Below are 15,266 nucleotides of genomic sequence, written 5' to 3' on the forward strand. Positions count from 1 at the left end.
GGGGTGCGATCGGGGTCAGAAACCGGCGACGCGGATATCGGGGAAACGGGTCGGGAAGGCCGGGATGCCGCGGACCGGCGGCTTGCCCTCGGCGCCGGCCTTCACCCTTGCGGCGATGAAGACCACGGCGTCCTGCGGGGTGACGCCGGTCAGGCTGCGGGTCGGCACCGCGACGCGCACCACCTGCTGGCCGCGCAGCGTCGGGTCGGCCAGCTCCGGGCTCGCGATGCCGCGGCCGACCAGCAGGCGGAGCAGCGACCATGGTCCCTTCTCGACGATGATGGCGCTGTCGCCGTCGACCATCGGCGCACCCGGCCGGTTCGCCTCGCGATAGGGCCGTTGGTTGGACCCGGACGCCCAGCGCAGGCGCAGTTCCACCGGCTCCGAGTAGGACCATTGCAGGGTCCGCCCGCCGGCGCTGCTGGCGGTCGACGCGCCGGCCTTCATCGCCCATTCGATGATCTGGTCGCCGCCGATCTCGTTGGCGCGGTTGACGCCGAAGGTGATGTCGGCGGTCAGCCGCATCGTGCCCGACCCGGCCGGATCGACGATGTCGGCGAAGAAGGCGCGGGCGGATTCGATCTGATCGACGAAGCCCTTCAGCGGCGATATGCGGCCCTTGGCGGCGGCCAGCTCCTTGTCGATGCGCGGCTTCAGCTCGTCGTACAGCGCGTAGAAGCGGCGGATGTCGGCCGGGTCGGCGTCGGGCGCGGTCGATGCCTGCTGCGGCGTGACGAAGGGGAAATGTCCGGCCAGCAGCTGGTTGAAGCTGTTGCCCAGCTGCCCCATCGCCATCTGCACCTGCTGGTTCTGGAACATGGAGCAGCGGTCGTTCAGCTGTCCCATCGCCCGGATATGGACGCGGGCGAAGTAATCCCCGCCGCCGACGGTTCCCAGCCGTTCGGCCAGCACCTCGCGGCAATTGTCCCGCCCCACGGCGTTGCCGACGAACAGGACGAACTTCTCCAGTTCCGACAGCGAGTTGTTGGGGATTTGCTGGTCGTAGCGGTCGAGCGCGCCGAGAATGTCCCGCCAGTCCTGCGCCGTGCGGTCGATGCCGAGAGCGCCCAGCCGGTAGGGATCCTTGATGTAGTCGAGCGCCGGCTTGGCGTAGGAGCGCGCCAGCACGCGGATGCGCTGGCGGGCCGCACCCAGCAGGGCGGCCAGCTCGCCGCCGTTGGCGGCGCTGTAGGCGCGGGTGAAGGCGCCGGGCTCGCCGTCCCAGCGGGCGACGTTCTCGGTCAGCGGGCGGTAGGGATCCTCCGATGCGATGATGCCGCTGACCCGCTTCAGGATCTGGACGCTCTGGGCGCTCAGCAGATCCTCGAGATTCCTGGTCGCTCCCGGCTCGGCATGCGGCCGGATGCCGTCCGTCAGCTCCTGCACGGCCGGCGCCACGGTCAGGAAGGACGCCACCTGATCCGCCAGCGCCCGGTCGCTGACGACCGCCGGCCCCTTATCCTCTCCCTCCGACACCGAAACGGCGCGGGCCGACAGGGTCAGGACGTTGGACACCATGCGGCGCCCGGCGGCCAGACGCACCGCCGCGTGCAGCGGCTTGGGGAAGTCCGACAGCCGCTGCGCCACATAGGCCGAATAATCCTCCCGCAGCTGCTTGGCCTGGTTCAGCAGGCTGGTGTCCCAGACGAACTGGCTGCCGTCGCCGGGGGTCGGGAAGGGCGCCTGTCCCATGTCGGTCATGAAGCCCTGGGACAGCAGCACGTCGATCGGGTCGAACAGCTCGAGGAAGCGGTTGCTCAGCTGGAAGGGTGCGCCGGCCTGCCCCTGCATGAACACGCGGCCGACCAGGGGCATCTCCAGCCCGAGCATTTCCCCGCGCAGGGCCTGCGACCGGGTGGCGATGGTGCGGGAGATGTCCTCGAACGTGTCGTTCGACAGCAGGACCGACACGGCGATGCGGCCGAGCAGCGTCTCGATCTCCTTCGGGACCGTCGGCTCGGGTGCCAGCAGCCAGCCATTCACCGACGCCTCGGAGGCGGAGCGCAGCTGGCGATAGGAATATTGCAGCTCCTGGATGTCCTTGGCCGAGATGTGGTTCGTCACCGCGTTGGCACGCAGGTCGCGGACCTGTCCCTCCAGCCGCTTGGCCCAGAAGGCCAGCCCGTTGCGCGCGAACAGGTCGTCGTAGAGATCCTCGGCGAACTGGCGGGCGCCGACCCCGGCGGCGGCCTGCAGCGGATCGACGTTGATCTCCTGCAGGTTGGCCTCGCGGATGGCGGCGGACCGGAACCGCTCGTTGTCCTTCAGGATCGACGGCGGCGACACGCCGAAGACATATTGGGTCAGGCTGGCCAGGTCGGCGAAGGAGCCCGAGCGGCGCAGGCGGTCGTAGCGGTCGAGATTCTCGCGCAGGGCAGACAGATGGTTGATGTAGCCCGACAGGCGCTGATAGCCCGGCAGCTGCTCGATCGAGCGCGGGGCGGCGCGGGAATCCATGTTGACCGACCGGCCGGCATCGCCGCCGCCCGTCGCGACGGCTCCGCCGGGGCCGGTCCCGCTGACGGCGCCGCTCAGCTGCTGCAGCAGGCCGCTGCGCAGCGGCTTCAGCATCATGCGGTCGGCGGCGATGCCGACGAGACGTTCCATGTTGCCGTCGACGCCGCTGAACAGCGAGGTGGGGAACAGCGGCGTCGACAGGTCGTCGCGCTCCACCAGCACGATGGAGGCCAGCAGGCGGCCGATCGTCAGCGGGTCGGCGGCGGGTTCGGCACCCAGGCTGCCCAGCTTCGCCCGCTCCTCGAAGCGGATGATGTCGCGGCGGGTTTCCTCCACCGTGGTGTCGACGATCCGCACACGGTCGGCCAGGGCCGCGCTTTCATAGACGGTGACGGCGGTCAGCGCGGCGGCGGTGCCGGCCAGCGTCGCCTGGGCCAGCCGGGTGCGCCGGGTCGAGACGTAGAGCGCGCGGGAGATCGGCTTCGCCAGTCCGGTTTCCTGGAAGATCTTGCGGTCCAGCAGGTCGCGGACGAAGGCGATGGACGGCACGCCGCCCTGCTGGCCGGCCAGCGCGGCGCGATCCTCCGCCCAGGGCGAGCGGGCGGGGGCGGACAGCGCCGGATAGCGGTCGGCCGTCTCGGCCATGGCGCCGGTGAAATAGACGCCGCGCAGGACGAAGACCTCATGATAGGCGGTCGGCATGAAGATGCGGGTCAGGAACTGTTCCATCGGGCGGCGCAGCGCGCGGAAGCTCTCCGGCAGCAGGGCCATCCGGCCCCAGCGGTCCTTGACCGACGGGTTGAGGTACAGGTCGGTCTCCAACGCGCCGATGTCGCCCAGCGTCTCGTCGAAGATCTCGTTGATCCAGCGCGGGTTGTAGGCCGCCTCGACGCCGTAGGGGCTGGACCAGCCAAGCATGCCCAGCGAAAAATCGGCCGGCAGCGCCGCGCAGAATTCCGGGAAGCCGTCGAGAGCGTCGCACTGGGTGACGACCACATAGATCGGGAAGTTGATTTCGAGCAGCTTCTGGAGTTCCCAGAGCTGGTTGTGCAGAGTCTCGGCCTTCTGCAGCAGCGCGTTGCTGCCTTCGGCGCCCTGGTCCAGCAGGTCGCGCGCCGACACCGACAGGATCAGCCCGTCCAGCGGCCGCTGCGGCCGGCTGGCCTGGAGCAGCTTGATGAAGCGGCGCCAGCCGGTGCCCTGCGGTGCCCGTCCGCCGGTCGACAGCACCGTCCGGCCGGCGACGTCGAGAACGATGGCATTGTCGTAGAACCACCAGGAACAGCTGGCGCCCGCCTGCGGCAGCGTGCCGGGATCGGCGAAGGGACGGTGGATCGGGGCGGAGGCGAACAGCGTGGTCTTGCCGGCCCCGGTATCGCCGATGGAGACGAACCAGGGGATCTGGTAGCGGAACTGCCGGTTCGGAACGTGGCGCTTCAACAGCTCCAGCACGTCGGCGAAGGAACGCTCCAGCGACGCGGTGGACACGCCGTCGGGCAGCACCGCGAACCGCTCGATCTCGGCGGCCGCCGGCACCACGGCCGCCGTGGCTCCGGCCGCCGGCCGCTGTGCCCGGAACTGCCGCGACAGCACGCGCCGGCGGATCAGCGCCGCGACCATCGTCACCAGCAGATAGAGGGAGGCCAGGACCAGCAGCAGCAGCAGGATGGCGGCCACATAGGGCCAAACCGGGTTGATCACCGTCATGGCCGGCTGGAACAGCCGCCAGACGCTCGTCATCAATTCGGCCATGTGATCCCCAGATTCTCGATGGCGGCACGGGCACCGGCCAATTCGTCGGAGATGGACCCGACGCTGACGAGCCAGATGGCATGGGTTACGAGCAGGAAGAGCGCGACGACGCCGACGATCGCCAGATACCAGGAGCGCGCCGTCGGCAGCAGCTTGGGCGTCGCGTCGCTGATCAGCCGCTCATAGGCCCGTCCGCTGGGCTTGGCCGGCGGCGTCCGCCCCTTGGTCAGCAGGCGGTGCAGGCGAAGCTGGTAGTCGGCGATGGCGACGGCCGCATTGCCGTCGGTCGAGCGGAACTTGCCCTCGAATCCCAGGCCCAGCGTGGCGAGATACACCGCGGCGAGGTCGGCGTTTCCGCCGTCGGGCTGGTGGAACAGACGGTCGATCCGCTGGAACAGCGCCTCGCCGGCGACGTAGGAGTTGAACAGGCGCTGCTCCAGCAGCACGGATTTCCAGGCGGAGCGGCCCGGCCAGTCGAGGCTGAGGAACACGTCGTCGGCCAGCGCCGCCATCGCATATTTGGCCTCGCCGTAGAGCGCGGCGGTGAAGGCCCCGCCCATGCGCGCGATCTCCAGCCCCAGCTGCTCCAGCATCATCAGCAGATGGTCGGACAGGTCGGCGGCGAGCTGCGCCGGGCCGCCGACCGCCGAGGTGACCGGGGCGTGGCCGTGATAGGCCTGGATGCCGCCGGCGGGCGCGGACGCCTGATCCGCCGGCCCCGCCAGTCCTGCCGGCGATCCGCTCATCGCGGCCGCGACCATGGCCGGCATGGCGCTCGCCCCCCCTGGTCCTCCCCCTGGCCCTCCCCCTGACCCTGCCGCCGGCCCTGCCATCGGCCCGGTCGGCGAACCGGCCATCGGCCCCATGTCCGGCTGACGGAAGAAGGATGTGGCCGGCATCGTGCCGGCGGCCAGCGCGCGGGCGCGGCATGCCAGCAGTTCGGCGTAGAAACGCCGGAACGCCGTCATGACGGAGGTATTGCCGTACTGGATGCTGTCCATGCCTCAGGCTTCCTTCCGATCCGCCGACGATCAACCGGGCGGGACGAACAGCAGGAGTTCCGACGGCTGCACGGTCCGTCGGGTATCCTGCTGCGAGATCACCAGCGGTTCGCCGGGGCGAACCAGATCCGGCGTGGCGTCGATGGAGAACAGCAGCATGCCGCGGCCCGGCATGACCTTCAGTTCCTCGTCCCGCTCGATCAGGCGCCGGCGGGCGCCGAGAATCCGGCGGGATTCCATGTCCGGCATCGTCGACACCGATCCGATCAGGCAGGAGTCCAGCCAGCTCACGGCTTCCGCCTGGGTCATGCCGCTGCCGTGACGCAGGCCGACGGTCAGCGCCGGCCGCACCCAGGCCTCGCGCAGGAACAGGCTGAAGGCGGTGGGGGTGCGGTTGAAGGTCACCGCCAGATAGGTTTCGCTGATCCGCTCCAGCACCGAATGGATGTAGCGGGCCGCCGTGTCGAAGGACGGCCAGGGATCGGCGTGGACATAGGCGGGCAGGATCGGCGGCATCATGTTCTCGGTCATGGTCGCCACCTGTCCCGCCAGCCCGGCCAGTTCGGCATAGAGGGCGAAGGGGTGGACGAAGCCCGACCGGGCCATCACCTCGAACCGCGGCAGCGATGCGACCAGCGCCTGGATCATCGCATGGTCCTGCTGGGACACCGCCCCGCCTTCGCGCAGGCTGGCCTGCAGCCGTTCCGACAGCATCACCGCCTTCTGGCGCATCCGCTCCGCCACGCCGATGCACAGCGTCCCGATGCGCGACGCCGGTTCCACGCTGGGCGCCGGGGGAACGAACCCGGTGAGGGAGAAGGACTCGTTGCAGAACTCGACCTCGGCCAGCGGCAGGGAGACGACCCGCGCCGACGGCTGGTTGGTCACCTGGAGCCGCAGGGTGGGCATCAGGCGCGGGATGCGCATCCGGCTGTCGGCCAGATGCTCGTCGACGGTTTCCGGCCCCTCCACGCTCTGGAAGCGGGCGCTGTCGCCGACCGTCAGCGTTCCGTTGGCCGCCGGGACCGGCACGGTCAGGTGGATGCGCTGCGGCTTGGCCTTGATCTGCTCGGCATGCTCGTTCAGGTCGATGTCGAGCGCCCGTTCGGCATAGCCGTCGCGCGGTTCGCTGCCGTAGGTGACGACCAGCCCGTCCGGCATCACCGCCTTCAGCCGGGTGACCCGGAACAGGCCGTTGACCAGCAGGGCGCTGTCGAACTGAAGGTCGACGATTCCCCACGATTGCGGGGCCGCGGTTTCCAGCCGATGGAACAGCAGGGCTTCCAGGCGCCGGTCCTGCTGCTGGAAATGCTGTGGCGACAGCATCATGCCTTCATGCCAGACGATGGCGTCTTCCAGACGGGGAGCGCTCACGATTCGGTTCCTGCCGGAGTTTGGGGGGCCGGTATTTGAGAGCCCGGTGCTCGATGGGCCGGTGTCGAAGGGGCGCGGCGCAAGGCCGGTGCCCGGTGCTGGATTTGCCGGAACCTCCTAGGGCGCCAGTGTGGTGACGGTGAACAGATCCTTCAGCAGGTGGATGACGATCGCGTCTTCCGACGCCACGCGATAGCGGTGGTCGGCGGGCGTCCCGTAGCGGGCATAGACGATGATCGCGACCGTGCGCCCGTCGTAGGGCGGCAGGTCGCGCAGATTGATGCGCTGGCCCGGCACCACTTCCCACGAGACGACGCCGATGGCTCCCGGATTGTCCTGCTGAATTTGCCGGCGGTTGTTGAACCAGTCGGCTGCGGGGACCGCCGCCAGCTTCTCGGCCAGGGTGACGGAGCCGACGCGGACGAGGTCGACCGGGATCGGCCGGCGGTCGTTGGCGTCGGAGTCGGCGACGATCTGGATCCGGTCGACCTCGACTTTCGGCGGGCGGCCGAGAGTCCAGTCGACCATCGAGCATCCCTGGAGCACCGTCCCGGCCAGCAGCGCGGTCAGCGCCATGGCGACCCGGCGCCTGCCGGTCGACCCGGGCGCGCGCCTGCGCACATCCTGTCCGCCCTTCGGTCCGGTCGCCGTTTCCATGCGCATGCCGCCTCCCGTCACGCCGCCTCCCGTCACGCTGTCGCTCCAGCCGTCATCCGCAGTCATCAGGCCGGCTCCGCCCGCCGCGGGTCCGATCGGCGGAACGGTTCCGGTATCGCAGCCGGCTCTTCGGCGGCCGGTTCCACCCCGTCCTGCGGCGGCACCGCCGGCACGGCCGTCATTCCCCGGTCCAGGGCCGCGGTCGGCCGGCCATCGGACGGACGGTGGTCGGACGGCCTGTGATCCGGTTGGGCCTTGGCCAGCAGCTCGACGATAAGGCGTTCATGGTCCATCAATGTCCTGCGAAGGGTGTAGCTGGATTGGGCCAGCCGGTCCTTCAGGTCGGCGTGGAGGTCGCGAAGCTGGAGCCGCACGTCCTGCAGTTTCTGATCGGAGAAGGCGACCGTCTGGCGAAGCGCCTTCACATGGTCCGACATCTCCTTCAGGACGAGGCGATCCTCCTGAACCTCCGGCCCGTTGCGCCGTGCGATCTCTTCCCGAAGCTCGTGCGCCATCTCCCGGAGTTCGTCCGTCAGCCGGTCCAGTCCATGGCGCAGCCGCACCGACCGCCGCAACAGCAGGATCAGAGCAACTGCAGCAATCGTGACAGCACCCGCAACGTAGGAGAGCAGCGCTGCGAGTAGAACCTGATCGGACATTCTCGCCGTGGCCTTCGTGTTCGATTGGAGTGGACCGGAAATCCTGGACTCTATCTGTTGGCCTTTGGGATAAATGGTATGAAACCTAATCGTTTAAGGACAGTTAACGGGGTAACATTGCAATATTCTTACATTGAAATATTTCCTCATGTTTCCAATGGGCATATGGGAAATAATTATGCCTGAAGGGAATATTGCAACTTTTGCGCCCAATCGCGATCTTCCGATCGAGCTTTCGCAACGATCGATCTGATTCTGTCATGGTCTGCATATTTGATTGTCGGGGATGCCATTCCGCCACCTCCATTGCTTGAATTGCCTCCTCGGCGGCATCAGGTTGGGGCGTCTGGACGCGAGGTGGGGGTGCAAATGAAATCGCCACCGTCCTGTTGGATCCAGCGACCGTCGGGGCAGTCGTGGAGTTCCCGTCGGGTTCCTTCCGCAACCGGTTCCGGAGCCGGGCCGCCGATGCACACGAAACCTTGGGAGGTGTAGCGGAACCAGCTTGCGTCGCTCGCCGCGCACGGGACGGTGACCCGGCTGTTCATCCGCGGTTGGAAGCTGCTGGAAATCTGTGCCGTGGAGACGTCCGCCGGGAGGGCGCCCGTTCCGGTCGGCGGAGCCGCGGCGTTCCGGCCGTCGCCCGCCGTCGCGGCGCAGGCAGACAGGGCCATCGCCAGCGCGATGACCGGCAAGCGCCCGGCCAACCCTTCACCCCTTGACCATCTCCGGGTTTGCCGGCTGCCGCGCCTTCCGTTCGTTTCCGTCATGATGACGATCTCTTCCAGGATTGGCACAGCCTTTGGGCTGGCACATGCGGATCGCCGCCGGCTGCGATACGGGCCAGGGTCGCAAACGGCGTGTCATGCGACATGCCGTCCGGTTCGAGCGGGCCGATGGTCCGGGCGGACCCGTGCCGTATCGCCGGGCGGCGCGTTGCAGTCGTAATCCTTTTGTATTTGCTTCAACTCTGAATCGTTAATCCCATAATCATGGGAGCCGTGCGCTTTATCGCGATCCGGGTTGTTTTTGCCGATGGCGAATCCGGACCGGTCGCCGGTCCGTCGCAATGCCGCGCATTGCGCTAGGGGCCGGATCGGTCGGGCTATCGATCGGTGCAGGCGTAGGTCACGGTACGCCACAACTCGCCGCCGTCGGTTCCCCGCAGATAGGCGAGGTCGATCTGGCGGGCATGGCGGAACGAGCGCTGGCAATGCGATTCGGCGGCGCGCAGCATGGCATTCCGATCGGTCTTGGCGACTTCGTAGTCGAACCGGACATAGTCGCTGCTGCTCGATTCGACGTCGAATCCGCTCGACGATGCGCAAGCCGCCGGCAGCAGGCAACCGGCCGACAGGGCGGCCAACAGGGCGGCCAGCCGGTATCGGGATCGTGATGTCGGGCGCGGCTGGGTCATCGGAGGCCTTTGCGGTGATCACGCCCAGCCTGCCCAAATACGCAGCCCGCGTCCAGCCGCCAGTCGGGGGCGGTTCCCGTCCGCTGGCGGATTCGGCTCAATCCCGGATTTCGAGGGAGGGGCCGCCCCGGCGCTGGAGATGCTCGAACTGCACCGCAACCCGATGGGCGTCGAAATGCGCCATGGTCGGCTTACGGACCGACAGCGTGGGATCGTAGGGTAGCCCACGGTCGCGGATCAGCCAGACCAGCAGGCCGATGGCGAAACCGTAATCCTCCTCCCGCATGTCGGGAATGGCGGCGGCTCCGGCGCACAGCAGGCGGTTGCGGACGCGGAGGACGGTGCGCTGATCGGGCACCCGACCGCGCAGGTCGTATGCGGCCGCCAGAAGGCCCAGCAGATCGTCCCACAGGGACTGCATGACCGGGCTGGCGGATGGCCCATCGGCTTCCATGCCGTGCAGCAGGTCGGCGACCAGCAGCGCCACGCTTTCCCCACGGTTCATTTCCATGATCCGCCTCCTTCGATGCCGCCATTCTTCCTTTATAAGGATGAGGTCGCGGCCGGGGCACGGCAATGGTACCGATCGGCGGGGGCGTCGGCGAGGACGGTCCACCCCGGAAGGTCAGTTGGTCGGCAGAAGCCCCGTTTCACGGTAGTACCGGACGGCCCCGTCGGCCAGAGGCGCGGTCAACCCGGCATACGCCATGGTGCTTCTGTTGAGGCGGCTCAGCGCCGGATGCATCGACTGGATGCGGGGCAACTGGTCGAGCAGTTCGCGGGTCACGGTGTAGACGACCTCGTCCGACACCGCCGTCGTGGTGACCAGCGTTGCCAGCACGCCGAAGGTGGGAATGTCGCGGTTGCTGTTGCGATAGAGTCCGCCCGGGACGACCGCCCCGCCATAATACCGGTTCGCCCTCAACAGGGCATCCCGTTTCGGCCCGTCGATGGGGACGATGACCGCGGCGCAGTTGTTGGTCACGTCCTGCACGGCGCTGTTCGGATGCCCGGCGAGGATGACCATGGCATCGATCCGGTCGGAGCAGAGGGCCTGGGCCAGCGTGGCGGGCGGCAGGTCGGTGGCCTCGGCGAAATCGCCATAGCTCCAGCCATATTGCGCCATCAGCCCGTCCAGCGTGGCGCGGGCGCCCGATCCGGTCGGGCCGATGTTGACGCGCTTGCCGCGCAGGTCCTCGAAGTGCTCGATGCGGCTGGCGCTGTTGGCCAGCACCGTCAGGGATTCCGAATAGAGCGACAGGACGGAGCGGAGGTTCCGGAACGGTCCCTGCTCCTTGAAGGGGCCGGTGCCGTTGACCGCGGCATATTGGGTGTCGGACTGGACGATGGCGAATTGGCTGCGGCCCTGGCGCAGATCCTCGATGTTCGCGACCGATCCCTGCGATGGCCTGACTTTGCAGCGGATCCGGTGGGTCGGCCGGTCGGTGTTGACCGCGGCGCAGATGGCGCCTCCCGCCGGATAATAGACCCCGGTGATGCTGCCGGTGCCGACCGCGACCTGCGTCCTGTCGACCGACGGGATGGCCGCGCTGTCTTCCGTCTGGGCGAAGGCGGTTCGGGCAATGCCCGGCGCTGTCAGCAGGCCGAGAACGAGGAGCGACCGGACCGCCAGGTTGAGAACGTTCATTTGGGCCTCTGGTCGATGTGGACGGCGGCGTGCCGGTGGACGCTCATGCCTTGCGGGGGCGGCTGGCCGCCTCTCCCCCTCCAAGCCGGTCAGGTTTGGTTGGATGTGCTTCTGGAACTGCCGATGAACCGCTGCAGCAGCCGCCGGGCTTCGATGATCGAGTGCATGCGGCGGTCGCAGCCGGCCAGCCCGGTGTCCGGATGGAAGACCCGCGCCATTTCCCGGAACCGCTTGTTCAGGTTGGTTTCGTCCACGCACCATTCGTTGGGGAATCCAAGCAGCGCCGTCGCCTCGCGCAGGTTGCGGGGCGGTATCTCGGTCACGTTCGGGTGCTGCTGCCGGACGATGTCGATCAGCGACTGGATGCGGGTCTCCAGCTTTGCGATCTGCTGGTGGGGGCGCGTCACCTCGTCGGCGGGAACCAGGCGCCACGACTGGTCGTCGTCCAGCGCCAGGGCGAAGGAGAGCAGGCGGCGGATCAGCGGCGCGTCGAGGCCGAGCACGCCCCGGACCTTCAGGCAGGGCTTGCGGCGGAAGGTGCGCGTTTGCCCGTTTGCGAGGGCGACCACCGTCACCGCGATGTCGTCCGCTGCCGGCTCGCCCGGATCGGCGATGGCATCGAGCCTTGCGGGTGTCGCCAGCAGCATGGCGGACTCGACCAGATCGCCCGGGGTGACGCCATTGCGTTGCGCCAGCCCGTCCACCCGGTCGCGGAACCAGGACGGGCAGAGCACCTGGTGATTCGCCAGCGGTTTGGCCGTTCGCCGCCGGGAAGCCGGCTCCTGACCGGGATCGCCCTCGCCATCCTCGGATTCGGTAGGGGCCGGTTCGGCCATGGCGGCGGCGGACGGTCCGGCGACATGGTCGGCGGATGCCGTACGCGAAGCGCCGGGCCAGTTGCCGGAGAATGCGGTCGGGAAAATGGTCATGTAGGGATGGGTATGTTCGTTCCAATCTGGACGGCGGCGATCATAAGCTTTCGGGGAGCAAGCGTCTATGGGCGAGGTTGGCGCGGACTCCGGGATGCGGGTGGAATCGGAGCTGCGCCTGGGTGAATGAACCGAAACCGGTGCGGCCCTCAGCCCTCAGCCCTCAGCCCTCGGCCCGCATGCGCCGTTCCGCCGCCGGCGCGGCGATGCGGTCGCCGGCGCGGAAGACCAGCGACAGCACCACCGGCAGCACGGTCACGGTCACGATGCTGGAGATCAGCAGGCCGCACAGCACGACCAGCCCCAAGCCGCGATACAGCTCGGTTCCGGCGCTGGGCACGCCGACCATCGGCACCAGACCGGCGATGGTCGTCACCGTGGTGATCAGGATCGGGCGCAGGCGGCTGTGCAGGGCCTCGGCGATGGCGTCGGCGCCGCCCATGCCATGGAGCCTGCGGTTCTCCGCCGCGCGCTCGACGATCAGGATCGGGTTGTTCACCACCGTCCCGACCAGCACCAGGAACCCCATCATGGTCAGCACGTCGAACGGCTGCGGCGCTCCCATCCAGCCCCAGCTTCCGGCGGCCAGATTGTAGAGCCACAGCCCCACCAGCCCGCCGCCGATGCCGGTCGGCACCACCGCCATGATGATCAGCGGCAGGCCCCAATGGGCGAAGACGGCGACCAGCACCAGATAGGTGATGGCCAGGGCCAGCAGGAATCCGCCGGTCATGGCCTCGCGCAGCTCCTCCAGCGCACCGGCGGCCCCGGTGATCCGGGTGGACATCGCGTCGGGAATGACGCCTTCCGCACGCAGGCGCCCGACCAGATCGCGCTCCACCGCCGCGATCCCGGTTTCCAGCGCCACGTCCCGCGGCGGAACGATGGTCAGTGTGACCGTGCGCAGCCCGTCGATGCGCGAGATCATGGAGGATCCCACCGTCTCCCGCAGGTCGGCCAGACTCGACAGCGGCACCGGGGCGCCGCGCCCGGTGTGCAGCACCAGATCGGCGAAGCCCTGGCGGTCGCGGCCGATGCCGTCGGCCACCCGCAGATAGACGTCCAGCTTCTCGTCGTTCAGCAGATACTCGTCGGCGAAGGCGCCGTCGGAATAGGCGCGCAGGGTGTATCCCAGCTCCGCCAGCCCGATTCCCATCTCGCCGGCCCGGTCCCAGTCGGGGCGCAGCTCCAGGAAGGGCTGCGACATGGCGAGCGTCGGCGGGGTGGGGTCGCTGTTGACCTGCCCGCCGGGGAACAGGTCGCCGGCCCGGTCCAGCACGGTCAGCGCCGTCGCATAGAGCGGCTTCAGCTCGCCGCCGCTCAATTCCAGGCGGATGGCGCGGGCACCGCCGCCGTTGCCGGAAAAGATCGAGCCGCGCGCCGCAAAGGCCCGGATGCCGGGAATGGCCCGCATCCGCTGGGTGACGGCGGCGATCAGCGCATCGGTGTCGGCCGGATCCAGCGGCTCCGACACGAAGCGGATGAAGCCCGGCCGGACGAAGCTGAGATTGACCCGCAGCGGCGGGATGCCGTCCACCGTCCGCTCGGCCCCGACCTGTCGGCTCAGCAGCGGATCGATCCGGCGCCAGAGCTCCAGCATGGTGTCCATGTTGTAGCCGGGCGGGGCGGACATGGTGCTGAAGACGGTCGCCTCCTCCCCTTCCGGCAGATACTCGGCGGGCGGAACCATATGGAGCAGCGCGCCGGTCATGGCGGCGGCGGTCGCGGCGAGGATCGCCAGCTCCCGCCGGACGCCGCGCAGCATCCAGCGGACCGCGCCATCCAGCAGGCCGTTGGTCTCCGGCCGCCCCCGTTCCGGCGGATGCCGCTCGGGCCGGCTTTTTTCCGGTGTCGCGACGGACCAGCGCCCGGCGACGACCGGCACCAGGGTCAGCGCCACCAGCATCGAGGCGGTGACGGCGCCGGTGATGGCGATGGCGATGTCCGAATAGAGCTGTCCGGCCTCCATGCGCAGGAACATCACCGGCAGGAACACCAGGACGGTGGTGAGCGTCGAGGACAGGATCGCCGGCCACACCTCGGCGATGCCGTCGATCGTGGCGGCGGCGCGCGATTTTCCCAGGCGCAGATGGCGGGCGATGCTGTCCAGTGCCACCACGCTGTTGTCCAGCGTCATGCCGATGGCGAAGGCGATCCCGGACAGCGAGATGACGTTGATGCTGCGCCCGCTGGCCGCCAGCACCAGCAGGGTGGCGAGCGTGCAGACAGGCATGCCGGCCGCCGCGACGGCGGTGGCGGGGACCGAGCGCAGGAAGGCCAGCAGCACCACCCCGGCCAGCAGGCTGCCGGCGATCAGGTTGTCCAGCACGGTGTCGATCGACCGCACCATGTAGCGGACGTCCTCCGACAGGAGGCGCATCGCCAGGCCGCGTTCCTTCAGCGCATGCCGGTTCAACTCCTCCACCGCCGCATCCATCGCCTGCTTGATGGCGATGACGTTGGCACCGGCCCGCTTGCCGATGCTGATCGTCATCGTCGGCCGCCCATCGGCGAAGGCGAAGCTGTGCGCCTCCCGCGTCGCCATCCGCACGGTGCCGACGTCGCGCAGGCGGATGGCCGTTCCGTTCTCCCGCGCGACGATCAGGTCGGCCAGATCCTCCAGATCCTCGAAACGGCCGATGGTGCGCAGGAAGTAGCGCCGCTTGCCGAAGTCGCGGTCCCCGGCCGACATGTCGCGGTTGCGCGCCCGGATGGCGTCGCGCACGGTTCCCACCCCCAGCCCGCGGGCTGCCAGCTTCAGCGGGTCGAGGTCGATGTGGATTTCCTGCGCGGCGCCGCCGCTCACCTCGGCCTTCGCCACGCCGCTCACCCGTTCCAGCCGGGGGCGCAGCGTGTTCTCGATCCAGTTGGTCTCGCGCTGGAGCGACGCGGCATCGGAGGCGCCGTCCAGCCGCTCGATGCCGTAGAACAGGAACGGGTTGGCGGAGGAGGATTCGGCGACGATGCGCGGCCGGTCCACCGTTTCCGGATAGCCGGTGACCTGGGACAGGGCGTTGTCGATGTGGACCAGCGCCTCGTCGACCGGTACGCCGGCCGGAAACTCCATCTCCACCAGCCCGTAGCCGAATTCGGCGCGGGAATAGAGGCGGACGAGGCCGGGCACCAGCCGCAGGTATTTCTCCTGCTCGATCAGGATTTCCTGTTCGATGTCCTGCGGGGTGGCGCCGGGCCAGTCGGTTTCGACGCTGATCCAGCGCGGGCTGATGTCGGGGATCATCTGCACCGGGATGCGGAAGACCGAGACCGCGCCCAGCAGGCACAGGATCAGGATGGAGACCACCGCCACCAGCGGGTTGCGGAGGATCAGGCGTGTCATTCGTCTCGTCTCCCGTCAGCCGGCCAAGGTGAGCC

At 68.6% G+C, this 15,266-nt stretch carries 10 protein-coding genes; all 10 read right to left on the minus strand.

Features of this window, described 5'->3' with window-relative positions; all coding sequences use genetic code 11:
* Positions 1-15 precede the first annotated feature (15 nt).
* Positions 16-4,209 (minus strand): type VI secretion system protein, encoded by a 4,194-nt coding sequence (locus ABMY26_RS01385; protein WP_372394687.1) that lies wholly within the window; start codon positions 4,207-4,209, stop codon positions 16-18.
* Positions 4,197-5,210, minus strand: coding sequence for a DotU family type IV/VI secretion system protein (locus ABMY26_RS01390; RefSeq protein WP_372394688.1), 1,014 nt, complete (start codon positions 5,208-5,210; stop codon positions 4,197-4,199). The genes ABMY26_RS01385 and ABMY26_RS01390 overlap by 13 nt, the downstream gene beginning before the upstream one ends.
* A gap of 30 nt (positions 5,211-5,240) precedes the next feature.
* On the minus strand, positions 5,241-6,584 hold the full coding sequence (tssK, locus tag ABMY26_RS01395) for a type VI secretion system baseplate subunit TssK (protein ID WP_372394689.1): 1,344 nt from the start codon (positions 6,582-6,584) through the stop codon (positions 5,241-5,243).
* Between the two features lie 117 nt (positions 6,585-6,701).
* Positions 6,702-7,307, minus strand: a complete 606-nt coding sequence (locus tag ABMY26_RS01400) for a hypothetical protein (protein WP_372394690.1) — start codon at positions 7,305-7,307, stop codon at positions 6,702-6,704.
* Complete coding sequence (locus ABMY26_RS01405; RefSeq protein ID WP_372394691.1) at positions 7,307-7,900, minus strand: hypothetical protein; 594 nt, start codon at positions 7,898-7,900, stop codon at positions 7,307-7,309. The genes ABMY26_RS01400 and ABMY26_RS01405 overlap by 1 nt, the downstream gene beginning before the upstream one ends.
* 1,105 nt (positions 7,901-9,005) lie before the next feature.
* Entirely contained in the window at positions 9,006-9,317 is a 312-nt protein-coding gene (locus ABMY26_RS01410) for a hypothetical protein (RefSeq protein WP_372394692.1), read from the minus strand.
* Between the two features lie 97 nt (positions 9,318-9,414).
* A complete protein-coding gene (locus ABMY26_RS01415; RefSeq protein ID WP_372394693.1) occupies positions 9,415-9,828 on the minus strand; it encodes a hypothetical protein in 414 nt (137 codons plus the stop codon).
* A gap of 114 nt (positions 9,829-9,942) precedes the next feature.
* Positions 9,943-10,965 carry a TAXI family TRAP transporter solute-binding subunit gene (locus ABMY26_RS01420; protein ID WP_372394694.1) on the minus strand — a complete coding sequence of 341 codons (1,023 nt, stop codon included), beginning with the start codon at positions 10,963-10,965 and terminating at the stop codon, positions 9,943-9,945.
* Between the two features lie 89 nt (positions 10,966-11,054).
* Positions 11,055-11,894, minus strand: a complete 840-nt coding sequence (locus ABMY26_RS01425; RefSeq protein WP_372394695.1) for a hypothetical protein — start codon at positions 11,892-11,894, stop codon at positions 11,055-11,057.
* A gap of 163 nt (positions 11,895-12,057) precedes the next feature.
* Positions 12,058-15,231: an efflux RND transporter permease subunit gene (locus ABMY26_RS01430; RefSeq protein WP_372394696.1), complete on the minus strand. Its 3,174-nt coding sequence runs from the start codon at positions 15,229-15,231 to the stop codon at positions 12,058-12,060.
* Between the last annotated feature and the right edge of the window lie 35 nt (positions 15,232-15,266).

This window comes from Azospirillum sp. HJ39, from assembly GCF_041507355.1.
GTDB classification, from domain to species: Bacteria; Pseudomonadota; Alphaproteobacteria; order Azospirillales; family Azospirillaceae; genus Azospirillum; species Azospirillum thiophilum.

Bases quoted from the DNA above. Each gene is read 5' to 3' on its own strand.
- ABMY26_RS01385 (WP_372394687.1), bottom strand. From the start codon at position 4,209: ATGGCCGAATTGATGACGAGCGTCTGGCGGCTGTTCCAGCCGGCCATG.
- ABMY26_RS01390 (WP_372394688.1), bottom strand. From the start codon at position 5,210: ATGGACAGCATCCAGTACGGCAATACCTCCGTCATGACGGCGTTCCGG.
- ABMY26_RS01400 (WP_372394690.1), bottom strand. From the start codon at position 7,307: ATGACTGCGGATGACGGCTGGAGCGACAGCGTGACGGGAGGCGGCGTG.
- ABMY26_RS01405 (WP_372394691.1), bottom strand. From the start codon at position 7,900: ATGTCCGATCAGGTTCTACTCGCAGCGCTGCTCTCCTACGTTGCGGGT.
- ABMY26_RS01410 (WP_372394692.1), bottom strand. From the start codon at position 9,317: ATGACCCAGCCGCGCCCGACATCACGATCCCGATACCGGCTGGCCGCC.
- ABMY26_RS01415 (WP_372394693.1), bottom strand. From the start codon at position 9,828: ATGGAAATGAACCGTGGGGAAAGCGTGGCGCTGCTGGTCGCCGACCTG.
- ABMY26_RS01420 (WP_372394694.1), bottom strand. From the start codon at position 10,965: ATGAACGTTCTCAACCTGGCGGTCCGGTCGCTCCTCGTTCTCGGCCTG.
- ABMY26_RS01425 (WP_372394695.1), bottom strand. From the start codon at position 11,894: ATGACCATTTTCCCGACCGCATTCTCCGGCAACTGGCCCGGCGCTTCG.
- ABMY26_RS01430 (WP_372394696.1), bottom strand. From the start codon at position 15,231: ATGACACGCCTGATCCTCCGCAACCCGCTGGTGGCGGTGGTCTCCATC.